Origin of the sequence: Oceanisphaera profunda, assembly GCF_002157895.1 — a bacterium.
Classification (GTDB): domain Bacteria; phylum Pseudomonadota; class Gammaproteobacteria; order Enterobacterales; family Aeromonadaceae; genus Oceanimonas; species Oceanimonas profunda.
In genome coordinates, this window is the sequence record NZ_CP021377.1 from 3,313,777 (window position 1) to 3,339,567 (window position 25,791).

Annotated in this window: 31 protein-coding genes and 1 other RNA gene; 21 read left to right on the forward strand and 11 right to left on the reverse strand. The window is 46.6% G+C overall.

Annotated elements, in window-relative coordinates; translation table 11 throughout:
• Positions 1-42: 42 nt before the first annotated feature.
• The 4 genes from CBP31_RS14635 to CBP31_RS14645 form a co-directional block, all read right to left on the reverse strand.
• Entirely contained in the window at positions 43-495 is a 453-nt protein-coding gene (locus tag CBP31_RS14635) for a universal stress protein (protein WP_227875052.1), read from the reverse strand.
• Between the two features lie 98 nt (positions 496-593).
• On the reverse strand, positions 594-2,036 hold the full coding sequence (tnpC, locus tag CBP31_RS14640; protein ID WP_087035544.1) for an IS66 family transposase: 1,443 nt from the start codon (positions 2,034-2,036) through the stop codon (positions 594-596).
• Between the two features lie 204 nt (positions 2,037-2,240).
• Entirely contained in the window at positions 2,241-2,336 is a 96-nt protein-coding gene (locus tag CBP31_RS15975; RefSeq protein WP_407668771.1) for a hypothetical protein, read from the reverse strand.
• 2 nt (positions 2,337-2,338) lie between these two features.
• Positions 2,339-2,533 carry a hypothetical protein gene (locus CBP31_RS14645; RefSeq protein ID WP_087038393.1) on the reverse strand — a complete coding sequence of 65 codons (195 nt, stop codon included), beginning with the start codon at positions 2,531-2,533 and terminating at the stop codon, positions 2,339-2,341.
• Here CBP31_RS14645 and CBP31_RS14650 point away from each other — a divergent pair.
• From CBP31_RS14650 to CBP31_RS14660, 4 genes are all read left to right on the forward strand, one after another.
• Entirely contained in the window at positions 2,532-2,819 is a 288-nt protein-coding gene (locus tag CBP31_RS14650) for a hypothetical protein (protein WP_227875053.1), read from the forward strand. The two genes, CBP31_RS14645 and CBP31_RS14650, sit on opposite strands and share 2 nt — an antisense overlap.
• 88 nt (positions 2,820-2,907) lie before the next feature.
• Positions 2,908-3,045 carry a TIGR02808 family protein gene (locus CBP31_RS15570; RefSeq protein ID WP_151898817.1) on the forward strand — a complete coding sequence of 46 codons (138 nt, stop codon included), beginning with the start codon at positions 2,908-2,910 and terminating at the stop codon, positions 3,043-3,045.
• Positions 3,046-3,646: 601 nt separating this feature from the next.
• Positions 3,647-4,159: a phosphohistidine phosphatase SixA gene (sixA, locus tag CBP31_RS14655; protein WP_161492536.1), complete on the forward strand. Its 513-nt coding sequence runs from the start codon at positions 3,647-3,649 to the stop codon at positions 4,157-4,159.
• Between the two features lie 51 nt (positions 4,160-4,210).
• The gene (locus CBP31_RS14660) at positions 4,211-4,423 is read left to right on the forward strand and encodes a DUF1107 domain-containing protein (RefSeq protein ID WP_087038395.1); all 213 of its coding nucleotides are present in this window, start codon (positions 4,211-4,213) and stop codon (positions 4,421-4,423) included.
• Positions 4,424-4,591: 168 nt separating this feature from the next.
• Here the strand turns inward: CBP31_RS14660 and smrB are convergent, their stop codons facing one another.
• A complete protein-coding gene (gene smrB / locus CBP31_RS14665) occupies positions 4,592-5,116 on the reverse strand; it encodes an endonuclease SmrB (RefSeq protein ID WP_087038396.1) in 525 nt (174 codons plus the stop codon).
• A gap of 62 nt (positions 5,117-5,178) precedes the next feature.
• On the opposite strand from smrB, the gene prmB reads away from it, so the two are divergent.
• From prmB to CBP31_RS14690, 5 genes are all read left to right on the forward strand, one after another.
• Complete coding sequence (gene prmB, locus CBP31_RS14670) at positions 5,179-6,105, forward strand: 50S ribosomal protein L3 N(5)-glutamine methyltransferase (protein WP_087038397.1); 927 nt, start codon at positions 5,179-5,181, stop codon at positions 6,103-6,105.
• Between the two features lie 14 nt (positions 6,106-6,119).
• The gene (aroC, locus tag CBP31_RS14675) at positions 6,120-7,205 is read left to right on the forward strand and encodes a chorismate synthase (RefSeq protein WP_087038398.1); all 1,086 of its coding nucleotides are present in this window, start codon (positions 6,120-6,122) and stop codon (positions 7,203-7,205) included.
• A gap of 80 nt (positions 7,206-7,285) precedes the next feature.
• Positions 7,286-7,813, forward strand: coding sequence for an elongation factor P hydroxylase (locus CBP31_RS14680; RefSeq protein ID WP_087038399.1), 528 nt, complete (start codon positions 7,286-7,288; stop codon positions 7,811-7,813).
• Between the two features lie 80 nt (positions 7,814-7,893).
• A complete protein-coding gene (locus CBP31_RS14685) occupies positions 7,894-9,024 on the forward strand; it encodes an ATP-NAD kinase family protein (RefSeq protein WP_087038400.1) in 1,131 nt (376 codons plus the stop codon).
• Positions 9,025-9,027: 3 nt separating this feature from the next.
• A complete protein-coding gene (locus CBP31_RS14690) occupies positions 9,028-9,321 on the forward strand; it encodes a YfcL family protein (RefSeq protein ID WP_087038401.1) in 294 nt (97 codons plus the stop codon).
• 227 nt (positions 9,322-9,548) lie between these two features.
• On the opposite strand, the gene cysN is transcribed toward CBP31_RS14690, so the two are convergent.
• Both cysN and cysD read right to left on the reverse strand, forming a co-directional pair.
• A complete protein-coding gene (gene cysN, locus CBP31_RS14695; RefSeq protein WP_227875054.1) occupies positions 9,549-11,468 on the reverse strand; it encodes a sulfate adenylyltransferase subunit CysN in 1,920 nt (639 codons plus the stop codon).
• Between the two features lie 164 nt (positions 11,469-11,632).
• Positions 11,633-12,532: a sulfate adenylyltransferase subunit CysD gene (gene cysD, locus CBP31_RS14700; protein WP_087038403.1), complete on the reverse strand. Its 900-nt coding sequence runs from the start codon at positions 12,530-12,532 to the stop codon at positions 11,633-11,635.
• A gap of 121 nt (positions 12,533-12,653) precedes the next feature.
• On the opposite strand from cysD, the gene CBP31_RS14705 reads away from it, so the two are divergent.
• Together CBP31_RS14705 and ffs are read left to right on the forward strand one after the other, a co-directional pair.
• Positions 12,654-14,381 (forward strand): SLC13 family permease, encoded by a 1,728-nt coding sequence (locus CBP31_RS14705; protein WP_087038404.1) that lies wholly within the window; start codon positions 12,654-12,656, stop codon positions 14,379-14,381.
• 129 nt (positions 14,382-14,510) lie between these two features.
• Positions 14,511-14,608: signal recognition particle sRNA small type (gene ffs / locus CBP31_RS14710), an RNA gene on the forward strand.
• A 256-nt stretch (positions 14,609-14,864) separates the two neighbouring features.
• Here ffs and CBP31_RS15575 read toward each other — a convergent pair.
• On the reverse strand, positions 14,865-15,041 hold the full coding sequence (locus tag CBP31_RS15575) for a hypothetical protein (RefSeq protein WP_161492537.1): 177 nt from the start codon (positions 15,039-15,041) through the stop codon (positions 14,865-14,867).
• Positions 15,042-15,112: 71 nt separating this feature from the next.
• On the reverse strand, positions 15,113-15,322 hold the full coding sequence (locus CBP31_RS14715) for a CsbD family protein (RefSeq protein ID WP_087038405.1): 210 nt from the start codon (positions 15,320-15,322) through the stop codon (positions 15,113-15,115).
• A gap of 562 nt (positions 15,323-15,884) precedes the next feature.
• Here CBP31_RS14715 and CBP31_RS14720 point away from each other — a divergent pair.
• The 8 genes from CBP31_RS14720 to CBP31_RS14755 all read left to right on the forward strand — a co-directional run bounded on the left by CBP31_RS14720 (position 15,885) and on the right by CBP31_RS14755 (position 22,866).
• Complete coding sequence (locus CBP31_RS14720) at positions 15,885-16,856, forward strand: TRAP transporter substrate-binding protein (protein WP_087038406.1); 972 nt, start codon at positions 15,885-15,887, stop codon at positions 16,854-16,856.
• A 51-nt stretch (positions 16,857-16,907) separates the two neighbouring features.
• Complete coding sequence (locus CBP31_RS14725) at positions 16,908-17,408, forward strand: TRAP transporter small permease (protein WP_087038407.1); 501 nt, start codon at positions 16,908-16,910, stop codon at positions 17,406-17,408.
• Positions 17,409-17,433: 25 nt separating this feature from the next.
• On the forward strand, positions 17,434-18,714 hold the full coding sequence (locus CBP31_RS14730) for a TRAP transporter large permease (RefSeq protein ID WP_087038408.1): 1,281 nt from the start codon (positions 17,434-17,436) through the stop codon (positions 18,712-18,714).
• Between the two features lie 10 nt (positions 18,715-18,724).
• Positions 18,725-19,705 (forward strand): asparaginase, encoded by a 981-nt coding sequence (locus CBP31_RS14735; protein WP_087038409.1) that lies wholly within the window; start codon positions 18,725-18,727, stop codon positions 19,703-19,705.
• A gap of 568 nt (positions 19,706-20,273) precedes the next feature.
• A complete protein-coding gene (locus CBP31_RS14740) occupies positions 20,274-20,924 on the forward strand; it encodes a GntR family transcriptional regulator (RefSeq protein WP_087038410.1) in 651 nt (216 codons plus the stop codon).
• An 82-nt stretch (positions 20,925-21,006) separates the two neighbouring features.
• Positions 21,007-21,612: a DUF2799 domain-containing protein gene (locus tag CBP31_RS14745; protein ID WP_161492538.1), complete on the forward strand. Its 606-nt coding sequence runs from the start codon at positions 21,007-21,009 to the stop codon at positions 21,610-21,612.
• Positions 21,613-21,756: 144 nt separating this feature from the next.
• Positions 21,757-22,005 (forward strand): DUF3297 family protein, encoded by a 249-nt coding sequence (locus tag CBP31_RS14750; RefSeq protein WP_087038412.1) that lies wholly within the window; start codon positions 21,757-21,759, stop codon positions 22,003-22,005.
• Between the two features lie 303 nt (positions 22,006-22,308).
• Complete coding sequence (locus CBP31_RS14755) at positions 22,309-22,866, forward strand: hypothetical protein (protein ID WP_087038413.1); 558 nt, start codon at positions 22,309-22,311, stop codon at positions 22,864-22,866.
• A gap of 468 nt (positions 22,867-23,334) precedes the next feature.
• Here CBP31_RS14755 and CBP31_RS14760 read toward each other — a convergent pair whose 3' ends face one another.
• Positions 23,335-23,706, reverse strand: a complete 372-nt coding sequence (locus tag CBP31_RS14760) for a DUF1971 domain-containing protein (RefSeq protein WP_087038414.1) — start codon at positions 23,704-23,706, stop codon at positions 23,335-23,337.
• Between the two features lie 202 nt (positions 23,707-23,908).
• Between CBP31_RS14760 and CBP31_RS14765 the strand changes: the two genes are divergently transcribed.
• Together CBP31_RS14765 and CBP31_RS14770 are read left to right on the forward strand one after the other, a co-directional pair.
• The gene (locus CBP31_RS14765) at positions 23,909-24,304 is read left to right on the forward strand and encodes an ACT domain-containing protein (protein ID WP_087038415.1); all 396 of its coding nucleotides are present in this window, start codon (positions 23,909-23,911) and stop codon (positions 24,302-24,304) included.
• A gap of 234 nt (positions 24,305-24,538) precedes the next feature.
• Positions 24,539-24,853: a DUF6172 family protein gene (locus tag CBP31_RS14770; protein ID WP_087038416.1), complete on the forward strand. Its 315-nt coding sequence runs from the start codon at positions 24,539-24,541 to the stop codon at positions 24,851-24,853.
• A gap of 161 nt (positions 24,854-25,014) precedes the next feature.
• Here the strand turns inward: CBP31_RS14770 and CBP31_RS14775 are convergent, their stop codons facing one another.
• A complete protein-coding gene (locus tag CBP31_RS14775) occupies positions 25,015-25,758 on the reverse strand; it encodes a class I SAM-dependent DNA methyltransferase (RefSeq protein ID WP_087038417.1) in 744 nt (247 codons plus the stop codon).
• Between the last annotated feature and the right edge of the window lie 33 nt (positions 25,759-25,791).

The window sequence follows — 25,791 nt, forward strand, 5'->3', positions numbered from 1 at the left end:
CGACGGCCAGCGCATAACAGCAAGGTGAGTTAAGGCGCTACATTAAGGTTCGGTAGGATGATTATCCGACAGCTTGATCACTAACAGGTCACAGCCGTCGATGTCGAGAAAACCACTGGAATTAGAAAACAGATGGCCGAAAAAAGGGCGTTCTTGCTGGCGGCCGCAAATTAATAAGTCGGCTCCTTGCTGTTTAACGGCGTTTTGTACGGCTTGACGAATATCGCCATTGGGCAAAGAAATACTGCTGGCGTTAAACGCCTCTTTTTTCAGCATTTGCATGATTTCATAGCCATTTTCAAGGCGAAGCTTATTTTTAAGTTGGCGTAAATCCAAACTTAAGCTGCCAGTATAAATGCTGCCAAGCTCGGGCGAGACATGAATAATATGCAGCTTAGCTTGATGACTTTCGGCCAGTTCCACCGCCCGTTTTAACAGTGGCTTTTCGCGGGCGTTAAGCTCCAGTGCCAGCAATATATTACGATAGGGCATCATGACCTCCTTGGTTTGGGCGCTCAGGTGACCACCGGCTTATAACCAGGTTGTTGCTAACAGAGTCACTATTAGGCCAGTTATCATTAAATGCAAGGTAACTATTCAGCTTCCGACTTGGCGTAAAAAATGCTCGGAAGCTGATCGTTGAATAATAACGTCAAGGCTGAGCTCGCTGACACGGACTGTTTTCGACACGTCGAGAGATAGCTCCTGATTAAACAGAACATCTCAGCACCTTGCATACTTCTAAAACAGCCGGATATCTTTTGCTGAACTTTGGTCATCCGGATGTCATTCTCACCCTGATTATTGGTAAACGGCACCATTACGTCAGACACCATAAAGCGCAAGACATCATCTTGATAGTCCCGTAATCGCTCTAATAATGCCCGTGATTTGGTGCGTTTTAGCCGCCCTCGTTGGCCCTTTTTTCGAGTGCTTTCATCTGGTGGCGGACAATGGGTATCGCCCCTCGCTAAGATGCCCTGATACTCTTTTATATACTGCTGCTGGCTGAGCCCGTCTAACGCGCCCTCATCAATTTGCTGTTTATTTATCGTTTTTAATAAGGTTTGCAGCGCTTTGGCCCATTCCATGCCGTCCTGCTCCCAAGCACGCTCAAGTTCGCGCAGATGATGCGCATTGCACAAGGCATGCTCACATTGCGTGTATTGGTAATACGGTTTCCAATGGTCATGACACAACACACCGGTAAAATAAGGTAAAACACCCGCCTCATCCATGGCGAGCTTCCCTCTGTTTTTATGCGGGTAAAAATACGTCCACTGAGTGGTCGATGCACCATGAAGCCAATGGCGTACGCCATCCACATTGATGCCCGTTTCATCGACGTGCAGTAACGGCGACTGCGCTAAGGCGTGCTGGATGGCATCTTGCGCACCTGATGAACGCACTAATGTTGCGGCTTGCTCATTGAAGTTAAATAAGCTGCCCGCACTGAGGGGGATACCGAGTTGATCGTTAAAGTACTCTTCAATGCGGTTGTAAGGGAGTAGCTGATATTGAGATAAGTACACAGCATGGGCTTTCAGACCGGCGCCATATTGCACAGGGCGAGTTACACCGTGAGGAAACTGTCCCATGAAACGGATACCGTGCTCGTCTTCAAGGATCTGAGCTTGATACTCGGTGACGACTTTACTGATATCGATATCAACCACTTGGCGCTTTTGAAAGCCAACTTCGTGGTACCGGCCTTTCGGCAAGGAATCTCGCTCCACATATATGATATTGATTTCATCAGGGGAGTCGGTTTGTAACAGGGTTTTTCCGATGCGGCCAGGCTGACCACCGGGCTTCAATTCAGAGCCGGGAGTGGGGGATTTCTTGCGATTCGTGTCTTGAGAAGGAGGAATGCTGCTGTTTTTACTATTAAGGCCAAATTTTTGAGCCAACAACGTGACGATCATCAAAATGAGCTCAATCGACATTTTGAGAGAAGGCGTAATCGTTTTGTCTGCCATCAGTTGCTTTCGTGTTTGCTCAACAACGTCTTGGATATTGATGTCTTTTAAGTTCATTATGCACGGAGTTAGCTGGCTTAGGACTAGCATGACAGACTGACAGGATCGGTCAAATGATCCTGAAAAAATAGTTGAGAAAAGGGATAATTTTCTCAACTTCGATTTCTAAGCTGAATAGTTACAATGCAAGAACAGTATTGCCCCCAGCATCATGGGTTTCCAGCCTACAGACTTCAATTCACTCAAATGGCTGCTTAATTCTCAAGCCGCCATGGCCATGGTGAGTACCCAGCGGTCTGGGTGCTTAATGGCACCAATCCAGCTAGGTGGCAAGGCGATTAATGAGTTAAGAGTCACGATTAAAATAAAGCCATAAGCAAATCAAGGCTGGGGAACGCGTAGGGCTTCACCGCCTTGTTTACGGCTAAGCCAATGGCCTCCAGCATCAGCACGCGGGTGAGCTTAGTGATCACTGCACTTTGCGCGACTATTTGCGCCACTATAGGTGTATGGTCACGGCCGTATAAATGCTCATGGCTTCTGGGCTGAAGCATGATTTATTTGATTAAGATGGCAGATGATAGCGCTGAACTCAGCATAAAAATCGTGTTAATATTGGCCAATATTGGAGACTCTTTTATGATTTTTATGTTAATCCTCGCCGGCTTACTGTGTGGCGGGTTCTGTTATGTCGGCGCACTTTATAGCGCATTACCGCCACGGCGGTGGGCATTATTGGGGGCGATATTTGGGCCGGCTATTTTTCCGCTATTGATGGCAAAGCGGCGCTGGTCACTGGTATGTGCCCGTGGCTTGAATGACGACTTGTTTTTGGCGTGATTACGTTAGCAGTCTTTAAGTGCTGGGAAGCTTGAGTAAAAATGCGCTTAGTTAGTAGATGGTTAGCAAATATTGGGGTAGCTGGCGGATGGAAATAGTACAAGAAGTCTTTTGGGAGTTGCTGGGCGATTTGGCCACTCCTGCATTGTTTGTGGCAGGCTTTATCGGCTTGGCAGTGGTGAGCTGTGTGGTGCTAATGAAGCTTGAAAAAAAGCGCCATAATTAATTTGATCTTCGCATTCTTTGATTGAGATCATAAAACCAGTCGAGTGAAAGGCGTAGGCTGAACTTGCTTTGCGATGGTTCAGCGTCGCTGACTGTGTTTTCAGCTAAGCCGCTGTATTTTTTAATTAAGTATCGGGCCGAGCCGTAAACAGTTTTATGTTATGCACCTAATATGAGTTTTTAACTGGCCGCTTGGCCAGTTTTTTTTGCTTTATTTCTTGCTGCGCGATTCAGTCATCACCAAATCGAAACCCAAGCGTCACCAAGGCGTCACATCACTATTCTAGAATATTGTTCCCCTTTACACAGACGAGTCTGGCTATACTGCTAACTATACTAAAGCGTCACTGGAGCCTGTCATGCATCCTTGATGTCGCTGTGGGTTTTGGCATAGCGAGCTTTGGCATAATGAAATTATTTCGTGAGGGCGATAAATTTTTTTGTAGTGCTTTTTCAGTATTTTTTGCAGCAATTTCGGGAGCTTGGCCGTCAGAGCGGGATCAATGAACCGCAAATCGTGAGCCAGCTCCTTGAGCCCAACCCGATGCAGGGGTATGATGCCCGCCGTTGAAAAGGCGGGTTCGCCTGAAAGTGAGGTGGAGATGAATATCTTTGTCATGCGCCATGGTCAAGCAGCGCCAGAAGCATCTACTGATGCGTTACGATCGCTGACCGAGCAAGGAAGAGACGAAGTTAGTTTAATGGCGCACTGGTTAGCGCCCCAAGTCACATTGTTCGATCTGGTACTGGTTAGTCCGTATGTGCGTGCCCAGCAAACCTGGCTGCAGTTATCGAAAGACATACCGAGCTTGCACGTAGAAACCTGCGAGCAGCTGACACCCAGTTGTGACGCGGACTTGGCAGCGAGCTTAATACTGGCTTACGGTGATAGGTATCCAAACGGGAATATTTTGGTTGTCAGCCATATGCCCTTGGTTGGGTATTTGGTCGAAAGCCTGTGCAGCGGCATAATGGCGCCCATTTTCGTGACCTCAGGCATCGCCAAAGTGACGGTAAATAAAGGCGCGGGCGGTATGCTGGCGTGGCTAGAAGGCCCACATAATATTCAGGCGCATTACCGACCCACTTTTCAAGCATTGAGATCATTAGGATAGTCGCAGGATCAGCGGCAGTAGACACATCATCGCAACAGCAAGGAGTGCTAAATGCGTACGTTTCAGAAGTATCAGCCGTTATTAGTGGCGAAACATGTAAAGGGATTTTTCAGCGGGCGAGTATATATTCAGGGCCGCGGCGATTTTAGTTACGCTAAAGGCATGCTCATTATGCCGGACGACGCTAAGCCAGAGCACCAAGACACGGTACAAGAAATTAACCAGCTGATCGTCGAACTGCAAGCCAACGCCATGGCAGCTTAACCTCAGCGTTAAGCCTTAAGCGATAGACTGAAGCCCTTCACATAAAACACCGAGCCTGAGCTCGGTGTTTTTGTATCTGTACGTCTGTATGTTAATTCTGTGCGTTAGGAAGACAGCAGGAAAGAAAGCCTTAAGCCGTCATGCCTCGGTATCTGCTGTGGCACAGCATCAAATCTCTATCCTTAACAACACCAGCAAAGCGGCATCGCCGCCCCAGGCGCGGGTGGCTTGATGAAATGCCAACACTTGCGGGTGTTGCACCAACCACATGGGCAGGCGTTGCTTTAAAATATTCTTACCATGGCCATGCATGATGGACACACACTGCACGTGCTGGCGCTTAGCGGCCAACAATAGCGCCGATAATTCGTCTTTGGCTTGTGCTTGGGTTAAGCCGTGTAAGTCTAAAAAGAACTCCGGCACATAGTCGCCGCGGCGTAGTTTCTTTAGCTCATAGGCCGAGGTATCGGGCTCGCGATAGCGCGTGGGGCCTTCTTGATCTAAATAAGGTTCATAAACATCAGAAAAAGGGTGCGCTTGCGCCCTGTCTTTGCGTACCATTTGTCGCTGGGCTTTTACCTTGACCGGTGCCCGATGCGGAATTATGGTATCCTGCTTTATTTTGCGGACACCCTGCACCGCTGCTTTAAAGAGCGCTTGATCGTCGTCTTCTGGGAAAGGGGAGGGGGTCATGGTGATTGGTTCCGTGGTCTCTGAATATTTAAAAATAGCTATCTTAGCGAGGCGGAGGGGTTTTGGACACGCTTATTAATGAAGAAGCGCTCATAGAGCTGCATACAATAGGGGACTGGCTGCGTTTTTCCGTCAGCCATTTTCAACAAGCCGGCTTGTTTTATGGCCACGGCACCGATAATGCGTGGGATGAAGCCATACAGCTGATACTGCCTTTGCTGCATCTGCCACAAGGTTGCCCGCCACAAATCCAAAATGCCCGCTTACTGACCAGTGAGCGCAAATTGCTGCTGGACGCACTAAAAGTGCGCGTCGAGCAGCGCATTCCCACGCCTTATATTACCCATACTGCTTGGTTTGCGGGTTATGAATTTTATGTGGATGAGCGGGTATTAATCCCTCGCTCGCCCATTGCTGAGCTGATCGATGGTCGCTTTGCGCCTTGGTTGGCCCTAGAGCCCAAACGTATTTTAGATATGTGTACCGGCTCTGGCTGTATTGCCATCGCCTTGGCGCACAGTTTCCCGGATGCAGAAGTGGATGCTCTGGATATTTCTCGCGATGCGCTGGATGTGGCGGAAATCAATATCCAAAACCACGGTTTAGAGCAACAAGTGACGCCCATTGAGTCTGACATCTTCTCCGCGCTGCCTAAAGGCGATAAATACGACTTGATGGTGGTGAATCCGCCCTACGTCGATGAAGAAGACATGAGCGACTTGCCAGAAGAGTTTCAGCATGAGCCAGAATTGGCGCTGGCCTCCGGCTTTGATGGTCTGGATTTCACTCGCCGTTTATTGGCCGAGGCTTGCGACTTCTTATCAGAAGATGGCTTACTGGTGCTAGAAGTGGGCAACAGCCAAATCCACATGGAAGAAGCCTATCCTGAGTTGCCGCTCACCTGGATTGAATTTGAAAAGGGTGGCCATGGCGTATGCGTGATCAGCCGTCGCGATCTGGTGCCTTTTCAGCAGCAATTTAATAATTAATAAAGGAAATCATTATGGCAGGGAACAGTATTGGTACCCTTTTTCGCGTTTCAACCTTTGGTGAAAGCCACGGGATTGCCTTAGGCGCAGTCGTGGACGGTGTACCGCCCGGTATTGAGCTATGCGAAGCGGACTTACAACAAGATCTCGACCGTCGTAAGCCCGGCACCTCGCGCTTTACCACCCAAAGACGGGAAGCCGATGAAGTACGCATTTTAAGCGGCGTATTTGAAGGCAAAACCACCGGCACCTCGATTGGTCTCTTGATTGAAAATACCGATCAGCGCTCTAAAGATTATTCCGATATTAAAGACCTGTTTCGTCCGGGGCACGCGGACTATACCTATCACCAAAAATACGGCATTCGCGATTATCGCGGCGGCGGTCGCTCTTCGGCTCGCGAAACCGCGATGCGCGTGGCAGCCGGTGCTATCGCTAAAAAGGTGTTGGCGAAATACGGCGTGTCCATCTTTGGTCATCTTACGCAGCTCGGCCCGATTAAAGCCGAAGCCTTCGATAAAAGCGTGATTGAAACTAATCCGTTCTTTTTTGCCGATGCGGGCAAACTGGAAGAGCTAGATCAGTACATGCGCGACTTGAAAAAAGAAGGCAACTCCATTGGTGCCAAAATTCAGGTGGTGGCGCAAGGTGTACCTGTTGGGTTAGGCGAGCCGGTATTTGACCGCTTAGATGCAGATATTGCCCATGCATTAATGAGCATTAACGCGGTAAAAGGCGTGGAAATTGGGGATGGTTTTGCAGTAGTCGAGCAAAAAGGCTCTGAGCACCGTGATGAAATGCAGCCCGATGGTTTTGCGAGCAACCATGCCGGCGGCATCTTGGGTGGCATTTCTAGCGGCCAAGACATAGTGGCCAGCATAGCGCTGAAACCCACTTCCAGCATTATGGTGCCCGGCAATACCATTAACACGACCGGCGAAGCGGCAGAATTAGTGACCCGTGGCCGTCACGATCCCTGTGTGGGTATTCGTGCGGTACCTATCGCCGAAGCCATGTTGGCCATCGTGTTACTGGATCATCTGTTGATGCACCGTGGGCAAAACGCCGAAGTGTTTACGCTGACGCCCAAGCTCGTTTAATACGCGGTATTTATTAGCCGCCTTTGCTTAGGCTAAGTGGCAGGGTAGAATAACGGTCCTTAATTGAGGGCCGTTTTTTTATGTCATTTTGCTATGGGGATCTCATTTCCCTGTTTAACCAATGCTTTGCCGCCAGTCACAATACGCGCCTTGAGTTGAGCGATGGCGAGCCTATTTATTTGCCCGCCGACAGCCAGATTGATCATCATCGCATCTTGTTTGCCCATGGCTTTTTTGCCAGTGCGCTGCATGAAGTGGCACACTGGATGTTAGCCGGTGACGCACGTCGCTTACAAGAAGATTACGGTTACTGGTATTGTCCTGATGGCCGAGATGGCACACAACAAAGCCAGTTTGAAGGTGTAGAAGTGAAACCCCAAGCTATTGAATGGGCATTGTCACTGTGCTGCGGCTTTCATTTTAATGTGAGCTGCGACAACTTAAACGGCAGCGTTGAGCCAGACCGGCACGCTTTTAAGGCGCGAGTGCGTGAGCAAGCGCTCTATTATGTGGAGCAAGGCTTTCCCGAGCGCCCCCAGATCTTAATGCAAGCATTAGCGAAGCACTATGGCCAAGCGTTACCAACGGCGGCCAGTTTTAGCTTATGAGTGGTGGGTAAAGACGGGGCTAGTAGGTACTCCTCATTCCTTAACTTATTACCCCTCACGTTTTGTTTCCAACGAGGCTTATGTTCAAAATTGGCTTGATTATCAATCCGCTGGCGGGGCTCGGTGGCAGCGTTGGCCTAAAGGGTAGCGACGGTTTGGCCGAACAAGCACTGGCCTTAGGTGCCGAGCCACGCGCCTTGCAACGCACGGGGCTGGCGCTGGCCGAGCTTGCGGCTGTGCATCAACAGTTTACGGTGTACACCGTGGCCGGTGATATGGGCGAAACCGTCTGCCAAGCGCTGAAGTTATCTTATCAAGTCTGTTATCAACCCCAAAGCGGGCTTACTACGGCAGACGATACAAAAGCCGCCGTGAGCCAGCTAGTTGCGCAGGGCATTGATTTATTATTGTTTGCCGGGGGAGATGGCACGGCACGAGATGTGTGTGCCGTGGTACCTAAAAATCTGTGCGTGTTAGGCATACCGGCCGGTGTTAAAATTCATTCCGGTGTGTATGGCGTGACGCCGGCCGCCACCGGTCGCTTACTGGCCAAGCTAATTGCTGGGGAGCCGGTGAGCTTATTGTCCGCTGAGGTGATGGACATAGACGAAGCGGCGTTTCGAGCAGGTCTAGTGCAGGCCAAACGCTACGGTGACATGCTAGTACCCAATGATTTAAGCTATGTGCAGTCGGTAAAAGCGTCGGGCGTGGAGTCTGATGAACTGGTGCTGCTTGATATTGCCGATGATATTATCGAACGTATGCAAGAAGCGCCGGACCATTACTATATTATGGGCTCAGGCAGCACGGTGGCGGCAGTGATGGCTCGACTTGGGCTACCTAATACCTTGCTTGGTGTGGATCTCGTGCATCAGCAGCAGGTAGTGGCGAGTGATTTGGATGCACAGCGTTTATATCAACTGATCCATGATAAGCCGACTAAATTGGTGATCACCTTAATCGGTGGTCAGGGTCATATTTTTGGCCGAGGCAATCAACAGCTTAGCCCTCAGGTGATACGCAGCGTAGGGCAAGAGAATATCTGGCTATTGGCGACTAAACGTAAGCTTAATGCGCTGCAAGGTCGCCCGTTGCGAGTAGACACGAACGATCCACAATTAGACCAAGCATTGAGCGGGCTAATGCGTGTGGTCACAGGTTTTAATGATGAAGTTTTGGTGCGGGTGGCAAACCCGGAATTTGAGGCGTAATAAATGAATATTTTTGAATTTGAACGACTGCTGTTAGCTGAAATTGACGACAATATCGCCACCGCAACCGACGATCAGCTGTTTGCCGGCGGTTACTTGCGCGGCCACATTACCTTATCGGTGGCTGGCTGTGATATTGACGGCCGCACCCATTTGCGTGACGTTAAAGCGCGGGTAAATCGCAGCCTGCATGACGCCATTATGGCCGGCGAGCTGAACGAACAAGATCAAGCGCTGGTAGAAGGCTTTTGGGCGGATCTTATCGATAAAGTCGAGCAAGCCAGCATAGCGGAGTAGAAGCAGCGGTCGGCACCGAGGTTTTTGTAGGCTAGCGCTTTAGCTGCAAGTCCCGCCTCAGCGGGATATTCAAATCTCTTGCTCCGCAAGACCGACAGCTAAAGCGTCGGACTACAGGCACGTTGGTTTGTAGTTAACGTAAGGCGTACAGCTGTGTGTTACTGGTGTGAACCAGAAAAAAGGAGCCTTGCGGCTCCTTTATCTATTACGGTTCATAGCTAATTAGCTTAGCCGTGAATAATGCCGCGTTTGCGTAGCTCAGCGATAACCAAATCTGCCGCTTCGTCAGCACTCAGCTTAGCCGCATCCAAGTGGATTTCTGGCGCTGCTGGGCGTTCATAAGCGGAGTCGATACCGGTGAAGTTCTTTAACTCACCGCTACGAGCCTTCTTATACAAGCCTTTTACATCGCGCTCTTCAGCGACGGCGAGCGGCGTATCAACAAACACTTCAATAAACTCACCTTCCGCCAACTGCTCGCGTGCCATACGACGCTCGGCAGTAAAGGGCGAGATAAAGGCGGTGAGCACGATTAAGCCCGCATCCACCATTAACTTAGACACTTCACCAATACGGCGAATGTTCTCTACCCGGTCTGCATCGGTAAAGCCCAAGTCTTTGTTTAAGCCGTGACGCACGTTATCGCCGTCCAGCAGGTAGGTGTGACTGCCAAGAGCATGCAGCTTTTTCTCTACCAAGTTGGCAATGGTCGACTTACCGGCACCGGATAAACCGGTAAACCACAACACACTCGGCGTTTGGCCTTTGGCCTGTGCACGTACTTCTTTATTCACATCCACATGTTGATAGTGAATGTTTTGGCTGCGGCGCAGTGCAAAGTGCAGCATGCCGGCGGCGACTGTGGTGTTATTTAAGCGGTCGATTAAGATAAAACCGCCGGTGTCTTTGTTGGTTTGGTAATCATCAAAGGCAATGGCGCGGTCGAGATTGATATTACACACCGCAATGCCGTTCAACTCTAATTGCTTGGCCGCCGTGTGCTCCAACGTATTGACGTTTACCTGATATTTAATATCGGTAATGCTGGCGGTCACGGTTTGGGTGCCAATTTTTAACAGGTAAGGGCGACCGGGCAGCAGGGCATCTTCATGCATCCACACTATGGTGCTTTCAAATTGGTCAGCGGTCTCGGCAGGTGCCTCGGCTATGGAGATCACATCCCCGCGCGAGATATCAATTTCATCTTTCAGCGTTAAGGTAATGGACTGGCCGGCGACAGCTTGCTCAAGATCGCCTGAGTAAGTCACGATACGTGCCACTTCACTTTCTTTGCCCGAAGGCTGCACCCGAATGCGATCGCCCGGCTTAACGACGCCACTGGTAATGGTGCCCGAGAAACCGCGAAAGTCTAAGTTAGGGCGGTTTACCCACTGTACGGGTAAACGAAAGGGTGCGCGCTGCATGCGAATATCATCAATTTCGACTGTCTCTAAGAAATTCATTAGCGACTCACCATGATACTGAGGCGCAGCGTACCAAGGCATGCGTGGGCTAGGCTCAACTATGTTGTCGCCTTTAAAGGCCGACAGCGGTATATAGGTGACGTTCTGCAAGCCCAGTTGTTCAGCAAAGGCGGCGTATTCGGCTTGGATTTCATCAAAGCGTGCTTGAGAATACTCCACCAAGTCCATCTTGTTGATGGCGACGATAATATGGCGAATACCCAAAAGCGACATCAAATAGCTGTGACGGCGAGTTTGCGTCAAAATGCCTTTACGGGCATCGACCATTAGAATGGCGGCGTCTGCGGTAGAAGCGCCGGTCACCATGTTACGGGTGTATTGCTCGTGGCCGGGGGTATCGGCGACGATAAACTTACGCTTATCGGTGGAGAAGAAGCGATACGCCACGTCTATGGTGATGCCTTGCTCACGCTCGGCGGCTAAGCCATCCACTAACAGTGCGAAGTCGATCTCTTCGCCTTGGGTACCCCATTTCTTGGAGTCCGCTTCCATGGCAGCTAACTGGTCTTCAAATAGCATCTTGGATTCAAACAGCAAGCGCCCAATCAGGGTACTTTTGCCGTCGTCCACACTGCCACAAGTGATAAAGCGCAATAGACTCTTTTGCTCGTGCGCCTTCAAATATTCTTCAATATCCGTTTCAATCAGAGATGATAAATTCATCAAAAAGTACCTTTTTGAGCTGTAGTAAAACACCGTGAGGAGTTAGGCGTGAAGAGTGAGGTGTAACTCAGCATTTGCTGATTGATATGTCACCCTAACGCCCCACATCTTTACATTTAACTGAACGCTGGCAGCTTAAGGCTGATAGCGGGTTATTTCGCGTCTTAGAAATAACCTTCTTGTTTCTTCTTCTCCATGGACGCTGACGAGTCGTGATCTATCATGCGGCCTTGGCGCTCTGAGGTTTTGGTCAGCAGCATTTCTTGAATAATTTCCGGCAAGGTGGTGGCTTCTGACTCCACAGCTCCCGTTAACGGATAACAGCCTAGGGTTCTAAAGCGCACATTCGTGATCATGGGCACTTCGCCTTCTTTTAACGGCATGCGCTCGTCGTCAACCATGATCAAGGTACCGTCGCGCTCTACTACTGGACGAGGTGCGGCCAGATACAAAGGCACAATGGGAATGTTTTCTAAATGGATGTACTGCCAGATATCCAGCTCGGTCCAGTTTGAGATTGGGAATACGCGAATCGACTCACCCTTGTGCTTGCGCGCGTTATAGAGCTTCCACAATTCAGGGCGCTGATTTTTCGGATCCCAACGATGTTGCTCGGTACGGAACGAGAAAATACGCTCTTTGGCACGAGACTTTTCTTCATCACGGCGAGCACCACCAAAGGCGGCATCAAAACCATAGTGATCCAAAGCCTGCTTCAAGCCCTCGGTTTTGGTAATATCCGTATGGATAGCCGAGCCGTGAGTGAAAGGGTTAATGTCTTTCTCAATGGCTTCCGGATTAACGTGAGTCAGCAACTCAAGACCGAGTTTTTCTACCATCTGGTCACGAAAGGTATACATCTCGCGAAACTTCCAGCGCGTATCCACATGCAGCAAAGGAAAAGGCGGCAAAGAAGGATAAAAGGCTTTCATCGCCAAGTGCAGCATAACGGCGCTGTCTTTACCGATGGAATACAACATAACGGGGTTGTCGGCCTCGGCCACCACTTCCCGCATAATGTGAATACTTTCGGCTTCAAGCCGTTGTAGGTGCGTTAGATTCATTAGTGATTCCGCTCTCAATTATGGATTATGCTAATAACCAAATGTTATAGATGATCTATGTATCAAGTTTATTTGATATAACGGTACAATGATAGCCCTGCTAAAGAGCGAGTGGTTATATATGACAGCATATTGGGTATTAGCATCGATTGGCGTGCTGTTGGCTTTGCTGATCCAGGGGCGGGTGGCGCCTGCCGTTTTGTTTACATCTTGGGCGGTCGGTTTCGTACTGCTCGGCATTACCGAGCAGCAAGCCTTGCTCAATAGTTTCTCGAATTCCGCACTCATGACGTTAGTGGTATTGATGCTGGTATCTTTGGCGTTGGAGCGCTCGCCGCTGCTAGACCGACTATCGGATGCCTTATTAAAAGGCCGCGAGTCCATGGCCAGCCTGCGCTTAATGGGGGTGACCGCTTTTATGTCGGCGTTTTTAAATAACACCGCCGTGGTGGGTTCTTTGCTGGGCGTTATCTCTCGCCAGCGCTATATCCCTGCTTCACGCTTACTGATCCCACTTTCTTATGCGTCTATTCTTGGCGGCATTACCACTTTGGTGGGCACCTCCACCAACTTGGTGGTGAATTCCTTTGTGATTAATGCCGGTTTACCGCCGCTGGGCATGTTTCAGTTTACGTTAGTCGGCCTGCCGGTGGCGCTAATTTGTATTGTTGGGTTGATGTTTAGCGCGCGTTTATTACCGAAGAACCGGGTGTTGGATCAAGAAGTGGCACAGTCTTACTTTCTCGAAGCACAAGTGATGGCAGGCTCGTCATTGATTGGCCACAGCATCGAAGCCAACCAACTGCGTAACTTAGATGGCTTATTCTTACTGGAAATTGTGCGCCACGACCGCTTATTAAGCCCAGTTACCCCAGAAGAAGTGATTGAAGAGAATGATGTGCTGGTGTTTACCGGTGAAGTTGAAAAAGTACAAACGCTGCAGCGTTTTTCCGGCCTGCAATTATTTGGCACTCAAGCTGACCGCTTATTGGCATCAAATTTAGTGGAAGTGGTGATCAGTCATGAGTCGGAGTTACCAAAACGTACCTTGCGGGAAGTGGACTTTAGAACCTTATTTAATGCCGGTGTGGTGGGCATTCGCCGTGGTAAACGCCGGTTAACCGGTCAATTGGGTCACATATCGCTGCGTGTAGGTGATAGCTTATTATTAGCCGTGGGTCCGGACTTTAAAGAGCAGCGCAACATTGATCGTAACTTTCATATCCTCAGTGGCAGCCTACAAAGACCTAAGCTGGCCACCCAACAGAGCTTATTGGCTTTTATTGGTTTTGGCGCTGTGATTGCGTTATCAGCCTTCAATCTAGTGCCGTTACTAAACGGCCTGCTGATGCTGCTGGCGCTATTACTGGTGACTAAAGTGCTGACGCTCAGCGAGTTACGCCGGCGCTTTCCGTTTGAATTGTGGCTAATTATTGGCTCGGCGCTCACCGTGGCCAAGGCATTAGAAAGTTCAGGCGGGGCGCAATTGGTGGCCGATGCGGTGCGCAGTGTGTGCAGTGGCTATGGAGTGTACGGTGCTTTTATTGGCGTGTTTTTTATCACCCTTATTTTAACGGAAGTGGTGACCAATAATGCGGCGGCGGCCTTGGTGTTTCCTATCGGCTTATCCACCGCGACCGCCTTTGGTGCGGATCCCATGCCGTTTATTATGGCGGTGGCCTTTGGTGCCAGCGCTTGTTTTATTATTCCGTTTGGCTATCAAACACATTTGATGGTGTATTCACCGGGCCGTTATCGCATGGTGGATTACTTTAAAGTCGGCTTGCCGGTGAGCATCTTGTATTCAGCGAGTGTGCTTACGCTGGTGCCCATGGTATTCCCGTTCTAATGCTTGAATGTGCCCATGAGGCCGGTATTTGGTCTCATTTTTTGCTTGTTGATTAATAAAGCCGCAGTCAGTTTACAGGGCATTGCAATCAGGCCCAGCTTTGGTAAACTGGCTTTTCTATGGTGACCCCGTTGGTCCTCTCGCATCAGAATCTTGTTTACCAGGCCAGGCCCGGAAGGGAGCAACCAAAGCAGGAACCTCCGAGTGCCGGGATGTGGCTGGCGGGCGTCACCACCCAAATTTAGTTTTTCTTATCATGAGAAAAGCTCTGCAATAACAATCAGTTACCATATCTTTTATAAAGCCTCCCTGAGTTAAGCATTCAACCTACAGATACCACTTAAGTATAGCAATTTAAGATATGCTTACCGCTCGTTCTCTAAAAATATTTTTATGCCACGCCTAACAGCACCACTCTTGTAATATACATGCGCTCACTCGCGATAACGGGAGCAGTGCTAAAATCTCAACACTTCTCCCTGTTTACTGCAGACTATCAGCTCGCAGCACAGTCACATCCAGCATGACTGCAGCCTTTGCCTTCGGAGCATTCTTGGCAACAAAATATGCCGGTTGCTGTTTTGAAATGGGTTTCATCATCGGCAACTTTGCAGTTACATCCCTCAGCTGCGCACTGATAAGTGCCATCGGCACTGACATTAGCCATATTTATTCCTCCAGAACGAGTCTCTAAAAAGGCCCAATCGGGCCTTTTAGTTTTACAGGGCGAGCTACCACTTATATTTATGGGTCTTTTCCCAGTCGGAAACTTGCTTTTCAGCTTCATCTTGAGCAATGCCAACACGCTCTTGCACTTTGCCTACCAGCTGTTCGCGTTTTCCGTCAATGACATCAATGTCATCATCGGTTAGTTTTCCCCATTGCTCTTTCACTTTTCCTTTAAACTGCTTCCAGTTGCCTTTAGCGATGTCTTCGTTCATAACAAGATCCTCTGAAAGGGAAGTGAGTGCCGTAGCACGGATAAAAGTATAGTCCTGTTTCTGGGAAAAACATTGCCGTATTAAATCTCTTCATCAAGGTGGTTGCTGACCCGAATAGCGAACCCACATCCACACCATTCCTTGCCTACCTACCTACCTACCTACCTACCTACCTACCTACCTACCTACCTACCTACCTACCTACCTACCTACCTACCTACCTACCTACCTACCTATACAACTACCTGAGTAACGACCTAAATAACTAAGCGTCAATGCTGCTATGCAGCTATGGCTGTTGAGTAGTGGGCGGGTTGTCGCTCTGAAAGTGTCTTCTTCAAAATGAGTAGGTAGCAGGTTTCTTGACGAAGGTAATAGTGGTTGCATGAAATGATACCTAAGTCACATTTAGTGTTATCTGAGCAAACATTAAATTAACAACTTGTTGACATTCTTAGGCCGTTTCTCTATAAATGTTACCTAACATGTTAGTTGGCATGTTTGATTGTGTGATGTTAGTTACTCCGTATTTAACACTCGGTATTAAACAAGGATTGGTCATATGAAGCACATCAATAAAGCAATTTTTACACTTTCTGCCCTTGCTGTTTCAGTATCTGCTCACTCTTTAGAGCTGCGTTTAGGACATACCGGAGCGCCGACGCATCATTATCAAACGATAAGTGAAGAGTTCGCGAAAGAAGTGAATGATAAAACCAATGGAGAACTCACCGTAGTTGTATATCCTTCAGATCAATTAGGGAATCAATTGGAGTCAACCGAAGGTGTGATGATCGGAACACACGATATGGTGCTCTCTTCAGATACCGTGCTTTCTAACTGGTTCCCTGATATGGCGGTTTTGAATCTGCCATTTCTACTAAATTCAGGCTCTGATTACCTCAAGGTTGTTAATAGTGAAGTAGGGAAGCATCTAGAAAGCCAAGTAGAAACCCAAGGTGCTGTGGTTCTTGGCTGGTGGGAAAATGGCATCCGTCATGTGACAAACTCTAAAAAGCCAATTGAAAAGCCTGAAGATTTAAAAGGTCTTAAGATCCGAGTTCCAGAAGGTGAGATCTACGTTGATACCTTTAAAGCATTAGGTGCGGGTCCTACCGTGCTCTCTTTTGGTGAGCTTTATTCGGCACTGCAATTAAAAACGGTAGATGGTCAAGAGAACCCGGTTGCGCATATCGTTACGCAAAACTTTAATGAAGTACAAGATTATGCTTCTAAAACTGGGCATATTCATATGGGTTCTCCATTGCTTATCAATAAAGGTCTGTTAGAGAGAATACCTGAAGAACACAGAAATACCCTCGTTGAAGTCGCCCGTAGTTTTGGCCAAAAACACGTAACACTCGTAGAAGAACTTGAAGCTAAGCAGTGGAAAGAGCTTGAAGAGAAAGGTATGAAAATTAATGAGGTTGATACCGCTCCTTTTAGAATGAGTGTGCAAAGTGTATATGATAAAACAGAAAGTAAAGTTACGCCTGGTCTAATCAGTAAAGTTGAAGCGTTACTCGGTAATTAAATTTACTAAGGCTGCTCGTTGTGCAGCCTTACTTTTACATGGAAGCTTATTATGTCAAAGCGCAACGTTGTAGATATTTTTTTTGAATGGGTGACTATAATCGCCATTGCTTTAGTTATGTTTTTAGTGTTGCTACAGGTTTTTTACCGCTATGCATTAAATGATCCTATTGGTTGGACGCAAGAAATATCCGTATTTTGTACCATGATTGTGGTTATGCTGGGTGCGGCAATCGCATTCAAGCGCGGCGATCATATATCAATTTCATTTTTCGTAGAACTGTTTCCTGTTAAAGTTCAAAAAGTAATAACAATCATCGCTAATTTAATAACAATTATATTCTTAGGAACCTTGTCCTATCAAAGTTGGTTGTTATCTAAAAGAGCCATGATGCAAGTTTCACCGACCTCAGGCATACCTCTGGGATATATCATTCTTTTCGTTACTGTTGGTACTGCTTTATCTGCCATTTATTTGATACCTCAATTGTTTAATCCGAAGTTACATAGAACAGAAGATGAAGCCTTATCTGAAATTAATATAGAAAAGTAAATATATATAAAATAAGGGTGTTTATATGCTGACAATACTAGGCTTGAGTCTGTTAGGGTTTTTGTTAATTGGGGTTCCGGTTGCAATTGCATTGGGTGCTTCTTCAATGCTGGCGGTTGCGTTGGCAAGTCATGTACCGCTGCTGGTTATCGCTCAAAAAGTCTTTCAAGGAATGAATAACTTTTCATTTTTAGCTATACCGTTGTTTTTACTTGCGGGAAGCTTAATGTCTGAAGCTAAAATTTCAGAGCGATTAGTCGCATTAGCTAACTTGATGCTTGGGCGCTACCCTGGAGGGCTGGCAAACGTAGCGACCACTTCATCTGCTTTTTTTGGTTCTATTTCTGGCTCTGCCCCCGCTACTACAGCGGCGGTGGGTTCAGTCATGATCCCATCAATGGTTAAACGTGGTTATCGGCCAGAAGATGCGGCCGCAACGGTAGCTGCATCAGGGGCGTTAGGTTTAATAATACCCCCAAGCTTAACCATGGTTATTTATGGAGTAATATCAGGCGTCTCCATTGGTCAGTTGTTTATTAATGGCATACTGCCTGGCATCATGCTTACTTGTGCATTGATGAGCTTAAACTACTTCTTAGCTAAGCGTAAGCATCGTAAAAACAATACCGTACAGGAAGTGGTTGAAGATAAAGGTAAAGCTAAAGAAATTATACGTAGCAGTTTATTGGCTTTGTTAATGCCAGTCATTATTGTGGTAGGTATTTATTCTGGCGTGTTTACCGCTACTGAATCCGCCGCAGTTGCATGTTTATATGGCTTATTGTTGGGTGTGTTTGTTTATCGCACTTTATCTTGGAGAGGCTTGTTTAATGCATTTAAAAGCACTGTAACCAATACGGCTGTTATCATGTTTCTCATGGCTTGTGCTAATGCATTGGCTTACGTTATTACCGCTGAAAGAGTGCCACAACAATTTGCAATGTGGATAGTCGGTGTGACGGATAATCCTGTATATGTAATGTTGCTTATGTTGGGCTTGTTGTTGGTTGTGGGCACCTTTTTAGACAACGTATCAGCACTTGTGCTGCTAGTGCCGACACTGATGAGTATTACCGCCGCGGTTAATATCGACCCGTTATACTTTGGTGTGTTTGCAATTATCGCGTTAGCAGTAGGTCAGTTTACACCTCCAGTAGGACTAAATTTATTTATAGCCGCTAACATAGCAAAACAAAAAGTAGAAACAGTCTCAATAGCCGTTTTACCTTACTTGTTTGTCTATATCGCTATGCTGTTACTGTTTGTTTTTGTACCTAGTCTGCTTGTATTTACTCAATGGTTTTAAAAGGTGATTTATGACTAATAATATAAAGTTACTCTCAACAGGTGGAACGATAGCGAGCACTCAGTCTGAGGACAACAGAAGTAAGTCTGGCGAATTAACAGGGCAAGACTTAGTCGGCAAGTTATGTTTGCCAAGCACTATCAATGTGCATACGGAGTCTGTGTTTCAAAAGCCAAGTAATGCGTTGACCTTTAATGATATTTTGTCGTTAAGAGAAAAAATACTAGCGATAGATAAAGAAAAAAAGCATACAGGTATTGTGATCACACATGGCACAGATACGCTAGAAGATACGGCTTTTTTTCTTCAGGCGAGTTTGCCACCTTTAGATACGGTTGTGGTGATTACCGGCTCACAAAGAGCACCACAATTAGAAGGAACCGACGCCTATAAAAATTTAATGGCAGCTATTATCGCTGCCTCATCTGAAAAGTTAAAAAAACTAGGAGTGTTGGTCGTATTTAATGACTCAATATACAGCGCTAATCATATTAGAAAGGTAAATAGTTTTCAGGTGAATGGCTTTGATAGCCCTGGCTTTGGTCATTTAGGCTACGTGAGTGAAAGTAATGTGCATTTATTACAACGACCAGAGTTACCTCAGCCGTTTACTCCTGTAACCGCATTACCTAGGGTCGATATTATAGTCGGCTGCTTAGAAGCCAGTCCTCAGCAGCTGATCAGTTCAGCTGAGTCTGGAGCTCGCGGCATAATTTTAGAGGGCATAGGTAAGGGACACGTGCCTCCTAGCTGGATCCCAGTAGTAGAGAAACTTGTAAAAGAAGGAGTAAAGTTTGCAGTGGTAACAGGATCATTAATGGGCTCTTTAGAGCCGACCTATGATTTTAATGGCTGCCTAAAAGATTTACTCGATTTAGGCGTGATCCCTGTATCAGACATGTCAGCTCGAAAAGCACGGATAAGATTAATGTTAGCGCTAGCATCAGCAGATGTGGAACAATCACTATTAACTATGGAAATAAGTCGCTAATAAGACTAAGTGATCACGGTAAAATTAGAACGTTAATTTAAGTGGTTGCATATTTTTAATACTATGATCGGGAATAAGGCGAACCCTAACTGGATCCTGATCATAGTAAGGCTGCGGATAATATATAGCTTTAAACGAGAGCAGTAAATTATGGCACGGCTATTGATTTTGACAGCTAAACAGCTAATAGCTGAGTCCCTTAAAATCTATTTTAATTATTTTTATAATCTCATTTGTGTAAAAGATGTACGATAAATCTGACCTTGAGTACAAGTTTTTTGATTGTTGATACTACGGATGACCAGCTTCTCAATTTATGAGCCAGAGTACATGAAAAAGGTACGGCAAAGTTTTTCATTATGCTATGATCCTAAGTCTGATGTTACAGCTTAGGATGAAGATAAAGCTAAGTTTGATTTAGCTTGTCAATATATTATGAAACTAACCGCCGCTACTTTTTTAAATGGATTTAAAATGGTAAATGAGCCTAATACGATTAGTGTTTTCTTTTGTCCATCAACTATTGAGATGGCTCCCGTTTTTATCAAACTTTTGATGGTTAATCACCATGACTGAAAAACCTACCTCACTTGCTGAACAGGCCTTTAATTCCATCCGAGAATTATTACGCGATAATATTATTAAAGCTGGCCAACTTATCTCTATGTCTTTCTTGTCGGAACTGATTGGTCTTCCTCTCGCTCCAGTACGAGAAGCGGTACAAAAAGCCTCTGCATTAGGTTTAATGAAATCAATCCCCAAAAGAGGGGTTCTTATCATAGATGCTGATAGTGACCATGTTGTAGAATGCCTAGTTATCCGGCAGATCTGGGATAAAGAAGGAGCCAGAGTATTAACTCGCTCGCCAGATAAAGAATACATCAAAAAACTTATTGTTAGGCACCAAATTGTTATAGAGCAAGCAATCAATTCTGAAATAAGTTTAGCGTTACAAAAAGAGGCGACATCTCTTGATTGGGAGATGCATGAGCTTCTATCTTCTAGTATAAATAATGCTGAAATAGATAGGCTCTATGCGATCAATAGAGATAGAATTACCGTCATGTTCAATGCCAAGCCGATACACCCAGTACGCCTGGTGCCTGCATTTAATGAACATATAGCCATAATGACAGCAATAATAGAAGAAGACGAACAAAAGGTAATGGATCTACTGGATTACCACTACCAACAAATATTCAAATGGCTTGAAATATAATACTTTCTGTATCAATACTATGCAGTTTAAGCTTGAATATACTTGTATAAAGTAGAGCTGTATCCAGATGCAGGAGGCGATAATGAACAAGGATGGCTTTTTATCCACAGTGGTGTGTATGAAAGAGTTACGCAGTGCTTGGTTGCTTGTAGCTGTTGTTTTATTAACCGGCTGTGCCAGCATGAGCAAGCAAGAGTGTTTAACGGCCAATTGGCTAGACCAAGGGTTTCGTGATGGTCGCAATGGCCAACCCTTATCTCGCATTGTTGATCATCGCCAAGCTTGTACCAAAGTCGGCATTACGCCTAACGATACGCTTTATTTTCAGGGCCGTGACCAAGGCATTGTCCATTACTGTACCTCCGAAAATGCGCTAGCAGTAGGGCGCCAAGGGCTGCCTTATCGTAATGCTTGCCCAGCGGCATTAGAGCACGAATTTTTAGTCTCTTATAAGCAAGGAAAGCAACTTTATGAGGCAGAGCAGCGTATAGAGGCACTCAGCCAGGACTCGCGTCAATTTGAACTGTTATTAAGAGACGAAGACGACCGAGAGCAACGCCGTTACTTGCGCCAACACATTCGAGATCTAGACTGGGAACTGCAACGAGCCCGTGATGAGCAACGTTATCTTGAGCGAAACTTAGAGAGGGAATTCGACAACAATCTAGAGCGAACGGTGGGTGATTGAGTTACTAAAGCGTATTTCATAGGGGCTATTAGCACACATAGTTCTGGCTGGGTGCGTATGGCACTTGTGAGCGCCGCTGCAGTTCTTGAGCGTGAGGGCTAGATTGTCTACAATAGTTCACTTTTTACTTATGGCAGATCAAACATGAACGACACGACTTCGCTCCCCGCTTTACCGGATCGTCTTTCGGGTAATCCTCGTAGCCCACACCATGTGGCAGCAATTTTTGAGCACAATATTGGTATTCGCTTCAACGGTAAAGAGCGTACGGATGTTGAGGAATATTGCATCAGTGAAGGCTGGGTGAAAATAGCTTCGCCTAAAGCGCTAGACCGCCGCGGCCAACCTTTATTGATCACGTTAAAAGGCACGGTTGAAGCTTATTATCTTTAAGCTGTCTTAATGATGATTGCAGCTTAGTGAAAGATAGCCTACTGCTGAATTGGTGTATGATTTGGCGTATGAATGAGTGCAGTCGTTGAGTAATTTCAACGCAATTCACGGCTTCCTCTAAAAAATTCAGCTCAACAGGGTCTAGAGAAATCTAGGCCCTGTATATTAATCCTGTGTTAGCAATATATTCCGGTGCGCTATGTTTCAGGCGCTATTTAAAAACAGCTTTCAACTAGCAACAAGGTGCGGTCATTAAATTAGGGATGCTTGCCAGCGCTTGCCAACTCTAGGAGGTTATTGCTTATGTCAAAGGAAGCGCGCCCGCTACTTTCTGTTATTGTACGAAGGTTCCCGCCGCAGCTAGAGTCTGAAATTGAGCAATCGCTTGGAAAAACCCAGCGGGCCATGGCCAATCAGCCGGGGTTTGTGGGGTTGCAAAACAGTCTGTCTCACGAAGAGGGTTACTGTGAACTGGTCACTGTGTTCGCTTTTGATTCAGAAGAGAGCTTAGACAGCTGGAAACGTTCGCCTATTCGCCAAGGCTTCGTTAGCGAACTCGATATCTATTCGCAAGATAGCGTAACCCATGCGCAATTTGGTGATCTTGGGCAGCTTTTACACCCGACGGCGCAGTTAAGAAAAATCGAGACGGTGGCAATACTCATTTTTTGGATTTTACTGCTAGGGGAGTCTTTGCGTTACCTCGCCGACTGGCTCTTGCCTGGTATTTTTACTGCTTACTGGCGCAATCTACTGTTGGTATTAGTTAATGTCATGCTGATCAGTTATCTTTTTCTACCTTGGTCGAGCATTATCGTCACCAAAATTAAAACCAATATTTCTAGAAAAATAAAAAAATAAGTGAGCTGAGCCAGTCGGTATTATTTTTAATATTGACGGCGTTAAATACAGTCTTAAGCCTTACGAGCGTTGATTGTAATGACTTAGACTGCAAGCTGATAGTGCTAAAGAAGCATAATTACTCCTCTGGTTTATCAATCAACGGTTAAGCAGACCAGCATTACAGTAAGTGGAAATACGGAATTTGAGGAGTGATAAGAGAGCAACTAAAAATTAGAGCCAGAGCCATTTTTGCCACGGAAGAACACAGAAGGCACGGACACAGTTCACAGGCGACAAAGCCAAAGTTTTTATGGTAAGAGCTCGGTTTATTCAGGTTCTAGTGTTAGTCCTTACCAATTAGAGGTCCTTTCAGATCTGATCTCTATTGTTCCGTGTTCTTCCGTGCGTTCCGTTGCAAATAGTCTTGAGTGTTTGATTCTTTATGAGAAAAGGGACCAAAAATCCACGTTGGTTTCGCAGTATTACTTAATCAAATAAGGCATCAATAGGCTTGCTGTGAACGCGCGAGCTTTTAAACATGGCTTTATTGCCGGTATCGGTTTCTGACCAAAAGTTGATGTTAAATTGCGCATCATCACTTAACTCTACACGATGCCAATATTGGGGCGGGCTAACGGCAAACTGGCCCGCTTGGATGACCACCGTTTTTTCTGGCGCTGTGGCGGCTTCATTGGCGAATCCGTAAAAGGTGACCGTGCCTTGCATCACACAAATTTGACCAAACACGCCTTCGGCGGTGTTGTGATGGGTTAACAGCGCCTTAGGAATGTTATTTTTAGTGAAAAAATGTGTTGAACGTTTTATTTTCCAATGGCTCGGGATTATCACATTATTCATGATCACTCCTTGGGTGAGTAGGGCGGGTGTATGTTAGCCCTGTAGCTTAATTTGCAGCGTAAACGCTTTGCTGCACTTGGGTCAACTCAGAAGCAACTATACAGTAAAATATAGGGGGTTATTCAGATACAGCCCAGCTAAGCGGTTGTTTAATTTAGGCTTATCACTTGTTTTGAGACCAATAACATAAAGGAAAAATTAGATGTCCGGAATTACTGCTTTGGCTGAGTTATTGGCATCAATGAACCCAATACTGATTGATGATGAGTTTGTATTCTGCACCGTGCCAGGCAGTTTGGCTCAGTATTTGGAGTTAGCCCCAGTGGCGAGCTTTGTTGAAGCTGAAGGGCTTACGCTGGTGGTGAGCAAAGCGGCTGCGCTAAAAGCGAATTTAAGCTTTGACGGCGCGTTTCGCCAAATTACGCTCACGGTGCATTCCAGTTTAGCCGCGGTGGGGCTAACTGCGGCGGTATCTACCCAGCTTGCGTCTAAGGGCATCAGTGCCAATGTGATAGCGGCCTTTTATCACGACCATATTTTTGTTCCTGCAGCGAACGCAGAGGCGGCGCTGTCCGCAATACAAGAACTCAGCGCCTAGCTGTGTACAAATAGCTGTGCAGCAGCACTGTTTTTTACTCAATCGAAAAGCTCCAAATGAGTTGTTTGGTTGTGGTTTTGAGTGCTGAGCTTTAACCTGAATTGATATTGGCGACAGAAAAACCACTGAAATTGGCAGTTATCTTGCTGCTAACCATGTAGAATGCGCCGTTCAATGATCATTCAGCCGTTGAGTGTTGAATGCAGCGTTATAGCAAATCCCAGTAGGAATTCCATGAAAAAGACATTCGCTTTAGCTCACCCTAAATTACCACTTGCGCGCAGGGTCGACTCTATTAAGTATGAAATTAAAAAGTACCTTAAGAGAGAGCGTAACAAGACCTTGCCTAGCGGCATGAACTACTGGGCGTTTGATTGCCGTTTTGGTACCTCAGCAGAGACTGCGACTGACGTTTTCCCTTCTGAAATCAATAAGCATATTGATGCAGTGGTGGCGCAAGAGTTGCCAGAGTTCTATGTAGAGATACTGGCCAGAGCCTGTAAGCACGATCCTCGTGCGATGGCGAACACTGAAGATGATCAAGCGTAAGTAGCCGGCTCATGCCTGATTAAGCATGGTTGGGTGTTCCCGCTTGTGAACGGCGTAAGAAGAGCGTTGCTTTTCTTACGCCGTTTTTGCTGATACTGCTGGCCGTGAGTGATTGGATATTCTGACCTGCGGTCTTATCCCCACGACGGTTATTAACCCAGTTAAATCTTTACACAGCTAAAAATAGCATTGCCAGAAGACTGACCCCACGGCACTATTTTCTCATAATCATGCTCAAAAATATGCACCTCGAAGTAGGGCGCTAAGAGCGCGGTTAGCTCATCGAAACTCACGGCTACCATGGGATGCTCGTCATGCCACACTTGCGCTTCTTCGCCGGTGGTTTTACCAATGCTGAGCTGCAGTGATTGTTGCTCGCCAGTTCCAGAATAATGCCACCCCGAACGAAAGGTAAAGACACTGTTTTCTTGAGTTGCGGTGTGACTCACAAAGAGTGCGTTATCAATTTTGTGCTTGTCGACCACGTTAAAGCAGAACACGCCCTGTGATTTTAACGCGCTATGTACACTGGCTATGCATTGTTTAAGTTTATTAATGCCATCGTTGTAATGAATGGAATATAAAAAACAGGTAATCAGGTCTACCGGCTCGGCAATCTTAAACTCACTCATGTTTTGCAAAGAAAATTGTGCTTCAGGGCAGCGCAGTTGTGCGATATCTAACATAGGTTGGTTAAGATCAAGGCCGTTACTTTGATAGCCCAAATCAATGAAATGCCGCACGTGCGGGCCAGTACCACAGGCTAAATCCAGATGGGTGTTACCCCCGTTGCCAAAAATTTGCTGCAGCCGATCAATGCTGCTGCTTTGCGCCTGATAATCAATATCGAGACACATTAAATCGTAATAACCAGACAAGTCGGTATAGAGTGCGTTGGCGGACATCTTGGCCTATTTTTTGCAAAGATATTTTGGGGT